Source organism: Flavihumibacter cheonanensis, assembly GCF_022352215.1.
In the GTDB taxonomy this organism is placed as follows: Bacteria; Bacteroidota; Bacteroidia; order Chitinophagales; family Chitinophagaceae; genus Flavihumibacter; species Flavihumibacter cheonanensis.
In genome coordinates, this window is the sequence record NZ_JAKRWF010000192.1 from 1 (window position 1) to 281 (window position 281).

Annotated in this window: 1 protein-coding gene; it reads left to right on the forward strand. The window is 65.8% G+C overall.

The window, feature by feature from the left end:
* Positions 1-281, forward strand: a 281-nt coding sequence (locus MD536_RS21650; protein ID WP_239603858.1) for a YhdP family protein, incomplete at both ends; no start/stop codon positions are given.

The following is a 281-nucleotide window of genomic DNA, read 5'->3' on the forward strand; positions in this document are numbered from 1 at the left end:
GCCTGGTGGCCCGGCTCGCCGGCCGCGTTCGGTCTCTCCCGGCTCAACGGCGAGGTTGAATTCAGTGTCATCGACGGCAATATATCCAATGCAAGCGCCGGCGGCGGGCGCTTGCTGGGGTTACTGAGCGTGCAGGCCCTGCCGAAGCGCCTGGCGCTCGATTTCCGGGACGTGTTCGACTCCGGCTTCTCATTTGACGAGGCCAGCGGCACGTTCGCCATGGAGAACGGCATCGCGAGCACCGACAATGTCCTGCTCCGCTCGACCGCCGCGAGCATCAG